Source organism: Collinsella sp. 4_8_47FAA (genome assembly GCF_000763055.1).
In the GTDB taxonomy this organism is placed as follows: domain Bacteria; phylum Actinomycetota; class Coriobacteriia; order Coriobacteriales; family Coriobacteriaceae; genus Collinsella.
Map to the genome: position 1 here is coordinate 389,274 of NZ_KN214135.1, position 12,967 is coordinate 402,240.

The window sequence follows — 12,967 nt, forward strand, 5'->3', positions numbered from 1 at the left end:
GCGCTCGAATCGCGCCTAAACAAGTTGAAGATTGATGACAATGACGCAGATGAGCAGCAACGCCGTCACCACCGCCGCCAACGCGTCGCCGCGGCCAAATGCAAGCGCATGCAGACGTGTGCGGCCCTGCTCGCCATGATAGCAACGGGCATCCATGGCGGCAGACAGCGTTTCGGCATGACGGAACACGCCCGTGAACAGCGGAATCGCCACACTGCCGAGCATACGCACGCCGCCGAGCGGGCCTCCCGTCACGCGCGCACCGCGGCTCGCCTGCGCATCGGCCGTCTGCTTCATCTCGGTGGCAAACTGCGGCATAAAGCGCAGCGCGATACCCATGATCATGCCGAGCTCGTGCGCAGGAAGTCCCACACACGCAAACGGCGCGAGCAGGCGCTCAAAGCCCGCGGTGAGGTCGAGCGTCGGTGTGGTGAGCGTGATAGCGCTCATACCGGCCATCATCAAGGTCAGGCGGCACGCCATAAAGGCGGCGGAATGCAGCGAGCCCTCGCTTATCTGCAAAAAGCCGAGCTGCCACAGAATGCGCCCGCTCTGGTCGGAAAACAGGTTGAGCACCGCGACCACCACGACGATCGCCAGCAGCGGCGCCATCGATGACAGGACACGGCGAAGCGGCACCCGGGACACGGCATAGATCAGGACAACGAAGCTTGCGACCGGGACCAGTCCGCGGAAGCTACTGACCGTGAGCGTCGTGATCAGAAACACAAAGCCCAAGAGCAACTTGGTTCGCGGGTCCAGGCGGTGGATTGTACTATCGCCGGGATAGTAGCTGCCAAACGAAAACGCCTCCATTAGCAGCCCTCCTCTCGCGCGACCGTCTTGGATTCGGCCTCGTCCGAAACGTTAGAAGAACCGTCTGAGCAACCGATCAGCAAATCTGCCAACTCGTCGGCCAACGACTCAACCGTATAGAGGCCGTCCAAGCGTAGCGGCACGTCTGCCCTCGCAAGCGCCAGCGCCATGCGCTGGGCAGCGGGAACACCCAAGCCGATCGACTTGAGCTCATCGGCATACGCAAAAACCTGAGCGGGCGTACCCTCGGCAAACACCGTGCCCTCGTTCATCACGACAATACGATCGCAGCAATTGGCAAGGTCATCCATACTGTGTGAGACCATGACGACGGTCAGGCCATCGCGGTGAAGTCGATCGATGAGCCCCAGGAAATCACTGCGCGCCGCCGGATCGAGTCCCGCCATGGGCTCATCGAGCACCAGGACTTCGGGCTCCATGGCGAGCACGCCGGCGAATGCCACGCGCCGTTGCTGCCCGCCCGAAAGTTCAAAGGGGCTCTTGTCGCCCACCGTGGCCAGGTCGAGGCCTACGCGCGCGAGCGATGACGCAACGCGGCGGGCAACCTCGGCCTGTGACAAGCCAAGGTTATGCGGACCAAATGCCACGTCCTGTGCCACGGTCTCGGCAAACAGCTGACGCTCTGGATACTGAAACACCACGCCGACCTTTGCCTTAACCGCGGCGGCATCTTTCTTGTTTACCAGGTCGAGCCCCAGCGCATAAACAGAACCCTCCTGGGGACGAATCAGACCGTTGAGATGCTGAACCAGCGTCGATTTACCCGAACCGGTATGGCCCGCAAGGCCCAGGAACTCGCCACGACACACCGTTAGCGACACATCACGCAACGCCCAAGGGCTGCTAGGGTCGTTGCCCCAGAGGGTCTGCTTGTTCGATGCGCCCTCGGCGGCTGAACGCTTGTGCCAACGGCGACGCTCGCGGGCGCTCAGCGAATAGCTATACGAAAGGTGCGAAATCTCGATGACGGGCTCTGACGCGTTGTCCTCATTGTCTGCCGGAACAGCGCCGTCAGCGATTTCCGACTGGGATGCGGAAGACTGCCCCGCGGTGCCCGCCTCACTTCGCTCGGTATAGGCCTGCGCAACCTCGGCAACCATATCCGCCTCGCGCACCTGCGCGTGAACGGGCACGCCCTTCGCACGAAGCGCCCTGCCAAGACAGCACGATGCCGGCATATCCAGGTTCAGCCGCGCGAGTTCGTCCGCCTGCGTCAAGATTTCATCGGGCGTGCCCAACATGGCAACGCGCCCCGCCCGAAACACCGCGACTCGATCGGCCTCGGCGGCCTCTTCCATAAAGTGCGTAATCATCACGATGGTCATGCCGCGTTCGTGCAGCGCGTGACAGGCCTTCATAAGGCCCTTGCGCCCGCGCGGATCGAGCATCGAGGACGCCTCGTCCAAAATGAGCACGCGCGGCTCCATGGCGAGCACGCCGGCAAGCGCCACGCGCTGCTTTTGTCCGCCCGAGAGAGCGTGGGTCTCGTGGCGCTCAAAGCCCACCAGACCCACGGCCTTCAGCGCCTCGCGCACGCGCTGCGCGATCTGGGCCGATTCGACCCCTAAGTTCTCGGGACCAAACGCAACATCGTCCTCGACAAGCGTCGCCACAAGCTGGTCGTCGGGATTCTGGAACACCATGCCCGCAGTCGAGCGGATATCGTAGACCAGCTCGGGATCGGACGCGTCCATGCCGTTGACACACACCGTTTCCGCATCGGGCTGCAGCAGCGCGTTCAAATGCTTGGCAAACGTCGACTTGCCCGACCCATTGCCGCCGAGGATGCAGAAAAACTCCCCCTCCTCGATGTTCAGATCGATGCCATCGAGCGCCGGTGCAACACCGTCATAGCTAAAGGAAACGCCCCGACACTCAATCATGCGCGACCTTTGACCTGGTCCTTCTTGGGCGTGATGAGATTAGAGACCGCCTTGTACACTGCAAGCGTCAATACCGAGTTAAGCACGGTCTTGATAAGGTTGAACGGCAGAACAGCAGGAAGCATGAGTGGCAAAATCACATCGGCCGAGCCATACCAGAACCAAACGCCGATGGTCAGGTTTGCGACCATAGACAGCACCGTAGCGGCAATGACGCCGAGCGCCAGGCCAATCACGGCACCCTTATAGGTATGCATCTTCTGATAGACGATAGCCGCGGGCAGAATATAGCCCATCGTGGCAACCAAGTTCATAAGCGCGCCGACCCAGTCGCCCGTGGTAAGCGCATGGATAACGATCGCCATAGCGGCAACAGCGGTGCCGGCACCAGGGCCATACGCAAATCCACACACCATCGCCGGCACCAGCGACGGGTCATACGTCAAAAACGGCGCCGAGGGGAGGATGGGCAGCTGCACATACATAAACAGTGCTCCCAAGGCGCACATCAACGCCATGGTAACGAGCTGTTTGGTGCTCCACCTATTCGTGTTCTCAAAATGGATATGCTGCGACTGTTCAGACATAAGATCACCTGCCTCTTTCATCCGGACTCTAACCGTTGGTACTGGTATCTCACCAGTTCAGCCGGCATGCGAACCAACGCACACACGGGTCGCGGACTCATCGGCTCGGCCGCAGGCACTTTACCTGCGCCACGGTGTCCCTTTGACATCGCCCGATTTACCGCCAGTGGGGAATTTCACCCCGCCCTGAAACAGCAATTGCAAGTGTAGCACCAGCAGGCTTTCGCGCAAGTATGCCAAAGGTAATTTATGGCGGAGACCAGTTGCCGTAACAACCACGTTCCCCACCCATCCCAAAGTAGCGCGCCTTTCGCGCGAAACGCGAAACAGCGAGGGGGACACGTATTCCCATCAACCACGTCCTTCTCCGCGAGCCGACCTCAAGGCCGCAAACGCAGGGAATCCGGGGGCGTGACGGGGGTTTCTCTCCGGAACATTTCCGCAGGACGCAAAGAGGCTCCGCAGCGCGAAGCGCGATGCGGAGCCTCTTTGCATGTCCGAGGACGTTCCGGAGAGAAACCCCCGTCACGCCCCCGGATTCCCGGTGGGAGTTCTAGACCTTGTCGGCCTTAGTACATACCGCCGCCCTGCTGACCAGCGGTAGCAGCAGCGATAGCGTCCTCAAGCTGAGTGTTCTTGGGCACATCGGAGACGGTAGCCTCGGTGATGAGGATCAGGCTGGCGACAGAAGCAGCGTTCTGCAGGGTGACGCGGCTGACCTTGACGGGGTCGAGGACGCCCATCTCAATCATGTCGCCCCACTCGCCGTTGGCAGAGTTGAGACCCTGGCCGGCGGGCAGCTCGGCAACCTTGTCGACCACGACAGCGCCCTCAAAACCAGCGTTCTTGGCGATGGTAGCAACCGGAGCAGTCAGAGCCTTCTTGACGATGTCGACACCGATCTTCTCCTCGGGGTCGTCGAGCTCAACGGCGTCGAGCGCAGGAGCAGCGTCCATGAAGGCGACGCCGCCACCGGCGACAATGCCCTCCTCGACAGCAGCGCGGGTTGCCTGCAGGGCGTCCTCGACGCGGTGCTTGATCTCCTTGAGCTCAGACTCGGTAGCAGCGCCGACCTTGATGACAGCAACGCCACCGGAGAGCTTGGCCAGGCGCTCCTGGAGCTTCTCACGGTCGAAGTCAGAGGTGGTGTTCTCCATCTCACCCTTGATCTGAGCGATACGAGCGTCGATGGCCTCCTTGGAGCCAGCGCCGCCGACGACGACGGTGTTGTCCTTGGAGATGGTGACGGACTTAGCGGTACCGAGCATATCGGCGGTGATGTCAGCAACCTTCACGCCCAGCTCGTCCAGGGCAGCCTGGCCACCGGTGAGGACGGCGATGTCCTCGAGGATGCGCTTGCGGCGATCGCCGTAGCCCGGGGCCTTGACGGCGCAGACGTTGAGGGCGCCACGGATCTTGTTGAGGACCAGGGTAGGCAGAGCCTCGCCGTCGATGTCCTCAGCGATGATGAGCAGGCCACGGCCAGCGCGCTGGACAGCCTCGAGAACGGGCATGATGTCCTGGACGCTGGAGATCTTCTGGTCGGTGATGAGGATGTACGGATCCTTCATCACGGCCTCCATGCGGTCGTTGTCCGTGACGAAGTAAGCGGAGACATAGCCCTTGTCGAACTGCATGCCCTCGACGGTGTCGATGGTGATATCGAACGTCTGGGAATCCTCGACGGTGATGACGCCGTCCTTGCCCACGACCTCCATGGCCTCGGCGATCTTCTCGCCGACCTCGGGGTCACCGGCGGAGATGGTACCGACGGAAGCGATCTGCTCCTTGGTCTCGACCGGCTTGGCCTGCTTCTTCATCTCGGCGACGGCGGCGTTGACGGCCTTGTCGATGCCGCGACGGATGGCCAGCGGGTTAGCGCCAGCGGCGACGTTGCGCAGACCGTCGTTGACGATGGCCTGAGCGAGCAGGGTTGCGGTGGTGGTGCCGTCACCCACGGTGTCGTTGGTCTTGGTAGCGACCTCCTTCACCAGCTGAGCACCCATGTTCTCGATGTTATCCTCGAGCTCGATCTCCTTGGCGACGGAAACGCCGTCGTTGGTGATGGTCGGGGCACCGAACGTGCGCTGCAGCGCAACGTAGCGACCCTTGGGGCCCATGGTGACGGTAACGGCGTCGGCCAGAGTGTTGACGCCCTTGGCAAGCTTAGCGCGGGCATCGGTGTTGAACGTAATGTTCTTTGCCATGGTAGGTAATCCTCCAAAAGAAATGTGACTCGCGCCGCCGCTTCCGAGTCCTATGCGGCGGGCGCGTTCAAAGACGAATCAGAGATTCTGACGAGACTAGGCCTCGACGACAGCATAGATGTCGTCGGCGCGCATCAGCAGATACTTCTCGCCGTCGACCTTGACCTCGTTGCCACCGAACTTACCGTAGATGACAACGTCGCCAACCTTGACGTCCATGGGGATGCGCTCACCCTTGTCGTTGACCTTGCCGGCGCCCACGGCAACGATGGTGCCGCGCTGCGGCTTCTCCTGAGCGTTGCTGGCGATGTACAGACCAGAAGCGGTCTTCTGCTCGGCCTCGTCGGGCTTGACCAGAACACGATCTGCAAGCGGCTTCAAAGACGACATGCTTGTCTCCTCCTTTTTGGGCCGCGCGGTTATACCACGCGAATTAACCCTTTTTGTTTGCGTACGCGTTGAATGGTACCCACGAATGGCGGGTTATACAACACGGAGTCAAAAAATCTTATTTTTTGGCACTTAGATTTTCTGAATGCCGGGGGATAACTTAGCAGTGGCTCCCGGGGCGGACCGGAGGGCATGAAGTTTGCTGCTCTACAGTCCTGCGCAAGACGGAAAGCACATTAAGTGCTTTCCTTTGCGTGCGGAACTCGCGACAAACTTCATGCCCTCCGGTCCGCCCCGGGAGCCAGGTTAACTAATTCGGGCCCGGTATTCAGAAAAGTCAGTGCAGCAAAATGGCGATGCGGATAGCGACATGGGCATGGTTTTCGCCACGCGCACGGGTCCCCCGGGGAGCACCGTGCATTTTTGGGAGTATTCAGCAGGCCAGGGTAAATGCATACGCGCCGGACATACTTTTTTGGTCCCAAGGATGCTTTCAGCGGGCGGTTTTGGTCGGTGGGCAGACCCCGTTGGAACAAATGGGCATACTTCGCGCCGTACCGGACCACAAAATGTCATCGAGCTCCGCGATGCTACCCGACTGCAGCGGCGCCGGCGGGGCTTGCGTTGCTGAATACTCCGTTTTTTGCACGGCCCGGGCGGGGGTACATCAGGACCAGAAAGAACATCCCAGCCTTTTTATGCAATCTGCAATGGAAAGTATGCAAAACACCAAGAGACGGCATTGCTGATGTCCAAATTAAATGCGCGGGGCAGCAGCGCCCCCACCCCACGCTCAAATCAAGCAGAGCAGGGACGCTCATAGCGGGTCCCCACCGATATACAAACGCGGCTCGAGCACCATCCCAAAATAGGCTGCCCGAGCCGCGTTTAACGGTACGGCATGATTATTAGCGCTCGTAAATCAAGTTGCCTGCCAGGTAGGTGGCCTGAACCTTGGTGGCCTGCAGCTCTTGGGGGTCGATGGTGAGCGGGTTTTGGTCCAGGACTACCAGGTCGGCGTATTTGCCGGGCTCTAGGCTGCCGAGGTTTTGCTCGTCACCTGCTGCGTAAGCGCTGCCCAGGGTGTAGTTGCGCAGAGCTGTAGCCGCGTCGACGCGCTCGCTGGGGAGCCAGCCGCCCTCGGGCCAGTGGCTGCGGGGGTCTTGGCGCGTGATGGCCGTGTAGAGCACGTTCATGCTGGTAACGGCCGTGATGGGGCTATCGGTGCCGAAAGCTTGGCGGATGCCGCGTTGCTTATAGGTCGCAAACGGCCACATGATGCGGCTGCGCTCCAGGCCCAGGTCGCGCTCCGGGCCACCCGGGTCGAGCGTGATGTGGCAAGGCTGGCTCGAGGCAATGACGTTGAGCTTGCGCAGACGATCGATGTCCTCGGGCAGCAGATTCTCCAAATGCTCAAGCGTATTATGGCCGTGCGGGGGCAGACCGTAGAGCTCTGCCGCCTCCTCAAAGATATCGAGTGCGGCATGGATGGCACCGTCGCCGATAACGTGGATGCGCACGGTGTGGCCACGCTCGGCTGCCGCTAGAACCAACTTGCGCATGCGCTCGACAGGAACCGTCAGACGACCCTGGTCGCCCGGGAAGCGCGGGTTGGTATAGGGCTCAGTGAGGTATGCGGTATGCTCGCTCGACACGCCGTCGAAGAACTGTTTAAAGCCTGGCGCCGAGAGCAGCGCATTGTTCGCGTAGCGGGTCTGGAGTTCTTCCAAGCGCGATTGGTCATCCAGCAGCGTGGGAAACAGATGGGCGCGGATGCCCAGCTTGCCGGCGGCCTGCAGCTTGTCGTAAACATCGTCGCGAATAAAGTCACAGCCCGGCATGGGCATGAGCGACATATCGCAGATCGAGGTGATGCCCTGCTCGGCCATACGCTTCATCTGGTCGGCGTAAGCGCTCGCGATGCGGTCCTCGCCCAGCCACTCAAGACAGCGCGGCAGCAGCTGCATGGCCGCAGCCTCGTGGGCAATACCCGTAAGCTCACCGTTTGAGTCTTTGTCGTAACTGCCACCCGCCGGAGGCTCACTGTCGCGTGTCACGCCAAGGGCTTCGAGTGCGCGGCTGTTGAGCCACAGGGTATGCCCATCGCCCGAATACATAACACAGGGGCGATCGGGAAAAGCAGCATCGAGCGATGCCTTAGTGGGATGCTCGGGCGGATCCCAGCGGTAATCGCGCCAGCCCTGCGTCACGACCCAGGCGTCGTCGGGCAGGTCCTGGGAAAACTCGAGCGCGTGCTGCACCAGTGCCGCCTCTGACGTGCCCATATCCATGAGCATGTACGGCGAGGAACCGACCGAGGTATGGAAGAAGTGCAGGTGCGCATCATGGAAACCGGGGCAGATGAATTGCTCGCCGTAGTCGACCACCGGCGTGGCAGCAGGGGCGGCGGCAATCACGTCATCGGGCGCACCGACCGCGACGATACAATCTCCCGCGATGGCGATCGCCAACTCGCGGGCGGTATCGATGCCGTCTTGCGCGGTAAAAACGTTCTTGGAGCAGATAATCCGATCGATATGTTGCATGGGCGTCCCCATCTCTGGCAGGAAATTCAACACTCCCGAGTGTACTCCCCCGCCCTTGCAACAAAACCCCAAGCGGCAAACGGCAACTTTACCAGCCCTAGCGGCAGGTGGCATACTGGAGAGAGCCTGTACGATTTTGCGATCGAGCCAACAAGGAGCAAATCGACCATGACGAAGACGAAGGCACAGCAGATTATGGCGGCAACCGAGGTTCGCGCGGCAGACGACGTCACCGCGGCCATCCAGGATATCGCCGCCGAGTTTGAACCCTACATCATCAAGCAGCGCCGGCACTTCCATAAGCACCCGGAGCTGAGCCTTGCCGAGGAGCGCACGACTTCCGACATCGCCAACCAGCTCGACGCCATGAATATCCCCTACGAGCGTCCGCTCAAGACGGGCCTGGTGGCGACGCTCCGCGGCACCGCGCCCGATGCCTACCGCGAGGACGGCACGCCGCGCCGCCGTATCCTGCTGCGCGCCGATATCGACGCTCTGCCTGTCACCGAGCAGACCGGCGAGGAGTTCGCCAGCGTCAACGAGGGCTGCATGCATGCCTGCGGCCACGACTGCCATATCGCCATGATGCTCGGCACGCTGCAAATCCTGCGCCACATGACCGATGACATCCACGGCGAGATTCGCATCGCATTCCAGCCCAGCGAGGAAAACGGCCAGGGCGCCAAGCTCATGATCGGCACGGGCGTACTTGATGGCGTCGACGGCGCCTACGCCGCGCACATCTGGAGCGAGGTCGACGCCGGCACCGTAAGCTGCGAGCCCGGCCCACGCATGGCAAACACCGACTGGTTCCGCATCGACGTCCGCGGCACCTCGTGCCATGGCGCCATGCCCCAGCGCGGCCACGATGCCGTTATGGTTGCCGCCGAGATCGTCAACGCCCTGCAAACTATCGTCTCGCGCGAGATTAGCCCCTACGAACCTGCCGTCATCACCGTCGGCGAGCTGCATGGCGGCACCGCGCGCAACGTTATCGCCGGCACGGCGTACCTCGCCGGCACGGTACGCACCTATGGCGACAAGACGCATGAAGAGATGCCCGAACTTATGCGCCGCATCGTGGAGCACACCGCGGCTGCTCTGGGCGCCGAGGCCGAACTCACCGACTACACCATCGCCAACTACAAGGTAGAAAACGATGCCGCCTCGAGCGAGCGCTGCCGCCAAGCTGTGCTCAAGTGCTTGGGCCCCGCGGGCGAGAGCCATTACCGCGGCACGCTTTCGGGCGAGGATTTTTCGGAGTACCTGCGCCGCGTGCCGGGCGTGCTCGCCTTTGTAGGTACGCGCAACCCCAAGATTGGTGCCACGTACGCCCAACATTCCTGCTTCTACAAGATCGACGAGAGCGTGCTCGCCAAGGGCTCCATGGTAGCCGCTCAGTATGCCATCGACTTTTTGGCCGAGCCCACGCAAGAAGAGCTCGACGGCCCCGCGATTACCGCGGTCGCCGAAACCAACCCCGATCTGGCCGCCAAGTTGCGCTCTGCCAAGGCAACGACCGCCGAGGCTCGTGACGCCATCCATGATGCCCGCACGGCCCGCCATGCCGCGATCAAGGGCATCCACGAAGCCCGCGCCGCCGCTCGACACGAGGATAAGCACGGCGAGTAGTCGTCACGCCCACCCATAACAACCTGGCTATAGCAAAGCGGGGGCGAACGTTATCTCAACGTTCGCCCCCGCTTATGTGTCGACCGCTTTTCTAGCGCGTCCTCCGTCACGACAGGCAAGAGTGAAGAATGGTGAGCCAGCGTGGGGTTTCGAAGTGGATGATATCGGTGGGAACTCCGGCGGGAGCGTGACCACCAAAGAGCAGGCCCGCGTCTGCTGGGTTGATAAGGCGCACGATCCATACGGCAACGACCAGCACGCACAGAACAACGACCGCAATGTCGATGCCACGCTTTAGCTTGCTCGATGCCACCTCCTCGCGCACGAACGCGAGCGCAAACGCAATCGGCACCACCCAAAACAGCGGATGATAGGCGAAGGCCGCCGCAAAATCGAGGCGCAGTGCTGTCAGCCAGGCCCTCGTCATGCCACATCCCGGACAGGGGATGCCCGTCATCAGGCGAAACACGCAGCCGATATCGAGCAGGTAGAGTGCGAGCCAGGCGACAAAGAGCGCGCCGATGCAAGAAAGGGCGCGGCGAATGAGTTCCACCGCGCCCTTATGTCCCTGAGTATTACTCACGACGACTTGATCGTTAGGCACGCACGCCGAGACGGGTGTTGTAGACCGTAGCCATTGCGTTGGTGTTCTTGATGATGATGTTCATGGCAAAGATGGGACCAAGGCCGCACAGGAGCGCACCGACAATCTGCCACATAAGAATGGTGGTGCCGTTCTCCTGGAACACCAGGCCATAGCGAGGGGCGTTGGCCTGCAGGCGGTTACCGATCTTATAGTACCAGTAGGGGGCATAGAAACCGCAGGTCACAAACGACAGCAAGATGAACGCGGCAATGCCCGGCGTGGAATCGCCGTCGTCCTGGCACATGACATTGATGTCGCGGGCGAGGCAATAGAGGAAGTAATATGAATAGATGCCGCAGGTCACGATGGAAAGCAGGAGCCAGCCGATCACGCCACGGTCGGTTTTAATCGGAGTATAGCCCATCGGGGCAGGTGCAGGCTGCTGAGCATACTGCTGCTGACCGGTGTACTGCTGCTGCCCGGCGTACTGCTGCTGAGGCTGAGGCTGAACTGCCTGAACCGGAGTGGGCTGAATCTGCGTGGGCTGCGGAGCAGGCTGGGGCTGAGGTGCAGGCTGCGGCGCGGGCTGCGGAGCAGGAGCAGCGGAAGCGGCACCGACGGCAGAACCGCAAACAGGGCAGAATTTGGCATCATCCGAAATGGGAGAACCACAAGTGGGACAGAACATAAGCCTCTCCTTTTCCTAAGGCGTTGCACGCCTTCAAACCTTACACGTCTATGTTCTCAACAATAGCCGCGACGTTGTTGCGCAACATTGGCCAATTTCCGAGAAATTTTACTGCAACCGTTTTCCCAGGCATTTTCTTGCTTTCGCAGTAGAAAAAGGCGCCCCGGGCTCAGTTGCCCAGGGCGCCTCGACCGACTATTCGGTTTGATTGTTTTCGGCAGCAGGATTATCGCCCGGCTCATCCGCCGGCGTGGCAAGGGCATCCCAATCGGGCTCCGCAGGCGTCGCCTCGGGCGCCGGGGCAGGTGCAGGCGCCGGGGCAGGTGCCGGGGCAGGTGCGGGCGCGGGTGCAGGGGCAGGCGCGGGCGCGGGTGCCGGAGCAGGGGCAGGTGCGGGTGCCGGTGCAGGGGCTGCACCAGTGGCGGCCGTGGGATTGAATCCCGCAGGAGCAGGCTTCTTCTCACCCGGAAGCACAAACGTCAGAACATCGTCGGCATCCTCATCGGCCCACTCGCTGGCATAGCGCGCGGCCCAGTAGCCAACGGCGCGATACTTGAGCATCTTGCCAAACACAGTCAGGAACACCGTGACAAAGGCAACGATCATCAAGAACAGGATGAGCGTAATGCCGCCGCCCTCGATGATTGCCTCAAGACCCGTGGGGCGATAGTAATAGCTATACATACCAAACGTAGCAATGGCGCCAAAGATGGCGGTGAAGATCCACGTGATGATGTGCGACACGATGCCCGTCAAAAACTCGGGAAGAATCGAGGCGCAGAATAGCTTGCCCAGGTTGGCCTTATAAGACTTCCAGACCTTCTCGAGCGAAAACGCGCTTTCCACGCGCCCCGCGACGGCAAAGTGCATCACGGCGGCATCACCAAACATCTTAAAGAAGATGCCCAGTACCACCGACACGATCATGGCAAAGACAAGCAGCCCCATCGAACCGATGAGGGCACCCTCAAGACCGCTCCAACCATTGAAATAATATGAACCGACGGCACCGATCACGACGCTCTCGATAGCCGAGAACACCACGCCAATCACCGGAATAATGGCCACGAACTCGAGCACACCGGTAATGACAGACGAGAAAATGCCCAATCCAAACGAGGTCGAGCGCAGCAGCGGACGCTCCATGCCGTTATCATCCTTGAGCGACAGGTCACGACCCCACTCGATGGCAAAGCCCGCGCCGCACACGCTTGCCACGTACGCGAGCAAAAAGCCAATGGCCGCTGCGATACCGCCGATAACGGGGATAAACAGCACCAGCACCGAGACAACACAGATCAGCGCCGGCAAAAAGGCGATCTGGCATACTCGAACCAAGGCGCCGGGAACCTTAAGCATGTCGTTGAAGGCCTGAGCCATACAACCCTTGGGCGCGTTCATAGCCGGCTGGGGCGCAACGAACGGCTGCGGCTGGGCAAACGGCTGACCCTGCGGCTGAGGTTGAGCTTGCGGAGCGGGACCGGCGGCCTTAACCTCGGTATTAGGGGCACCGCACACGCCGCAGAACTTGTCGTTATCGCCCATGGGGGCGCCACACTGCGAACAGAACATCGAAATCATCCCTTCGTATCTAGAGCGAATCACCTGGAT

10 protein-coding genes and 1 riboswitch are annotated in these 12,967 nt (G+C 61.1%); of the genes, 1 reads left to right on the forward strand and 9 read right to left on the reverse strand.

The features are described from left to right. Positions 1 to 15: 15 nt before the first annotated feature. The 6 genes from HMPREF9463_RS05090 to HMPREF9463_RS05115 all read right to left on the reverse strand — a co-directional run bounded on the left by HMPREF9463_RS05090 (position 16) and on the right by HMPREF9463_RS05115 (position 8,450). On the reverse strand, positions 16 to 816 hold the full coding sequence (locus tag HMPREF9463_RS05090) for an energy-coupling factor transporter transmembrane component T family protein (protein ID WP_035137570.1): 801 nt from the start codon (positions 814 to 816) through the stop codon (positions 16 to 18). Beyond that, entirely contained in the window at positions 816 to 2,720 is a 1,905-nt protein-coding gene (locus tag HMPREF9463_RS05095; RefSeq protein ID WP_035137572.1) for an energy-coupling factor transporter ATPase, read from the reverse strand. Before HMPREF9463_RS05095 ends, HMPREF9463_RS05090 begins: the two co-directional genes overlap by 1 nt. Continuing rightward, a complete protein-coding gene (locus HMPREF9463_RS05100) occupies positions 2,717 to 3,307 on the reverse strand; it encodes an ECF transporter S component (protein ID WP_035137573.1) in 591 nt (196 codons plus the stop codon). Before HMPREF9463_RS05100 ends, HMPREF9463_RS05095 begins: the two co-directional genes overlap by 4 nt. Positions 3,308 to 3,312: 5 nt before the next feature. Further along, positions 3,313 to 3,505, reverse strand: a riboswitch (FMN riboswitch). A gap of 371 nt (positions 3,506 to 3,876) precedes the next feature. After that, the gene (groL, locus tag HMPREF9463_RS05105) at positions 3,877 to 5,514 is read right to left on the reverse strand and encodes a chaperonin GroEL (RefSeq protein ID WP_022094352.1); all 1,638 of its coding nucleotides are present in this window, start codon (positions 5,512 to 5,514) and stop codon (positions 3,877 to 3,879) included. Between the two features lie 96 nt (positions 5,515 to 5,610). Further along, positions 5,611 to 5,904: a co-chaperone GroES gene (gene groES, locus HMPREF9463_RS05110; RefSeq protein ID WP_022094351.1), complete on the reverse strand. Its 294-nt coding sequence runs from the start codon at positions 5,902 to 5,904 to the stop codon at positions 5,611 to 5,613. A 908-nt stretch (positions 5,905 to 6,812) separates the two neighbouring features. Further along, a complete protein-coding gene (locus HMPREF9463_RS05115) occupies positions 6,813 to 8,450 on the reverse strand; it encodes an amidohydrolase (protein ID WP_035137574.1) in 1,638 nt (545 codons plus the stop codon). 168 nt (positions 8,451 to 8,618) lie between these two features. Here HMPREF9463_RS05115 and HMPREF9463_RS05120 point away from each other — a divergent pair, with 168 nt between their 5' ends. Then, complete coding sequence (locus tag HMPREF9463_RS05120; RefSeq protein WP_052044086.1) at positions 8,619 to 10,082, forward strand: M20 family metallopeptidase; 1,464 nt, start codon at positions 8,619 to 8,621, stop codon at positions 10,080 to 10,082. Positions 10,083 to 10,188: 106 nt separating this feature from the next. On the opposite strand, the gene HMPREF9463_RS10435 is transcribed toward HMPREF9463_RS05120, so the two are convergent. From HMPREF9463_RS10435 to HMPREF9463_RS05135, 3 genes are all read right to left on the reverse strand, one after another. Next, the gene (locus tag HMPREF9463_RS10435; RefSeq protein ID WP_198019926.1) at positions 10,189 to 10,665 is read right to left on the reverse strand and encodes a DUF2752 domain-containing protein; all 477 of its coding nucleotides are present in this window, start codon (positions 10,663 to 10,665) and stop codon (positions 10,189 to 10,191) included. 13 nt (positions 10,666 to 10,678) lie between these two features. Then, positions 10,679 to 11,356: a DUF4234 domain-containing protein gene (locus tag HMPREF9463_RS05130; RefSeq protein WP_035137577.1), complete on the reverse strand. Its 678-nt coding sequence runs from the start codon at positions 11,354 to 11,356 to the stop codon at positions 10,679 to 10,681. 195 nt (positions 11,357 to 11,551) lie between these two features. Next, positions 11,552 to 12,928, reverse strand: coding sequence for a zinc-ribbon domain-containing protein (locus HMPREF9463_RS05135; protein ID WP_035137579.1), 1,377 nt, complete (start codon positions 12,926 to 12,928; stop codon positions 11,552 to 11,554). Positions 12,929 to 12,967 lie beyond the last annotated feature (39 nt).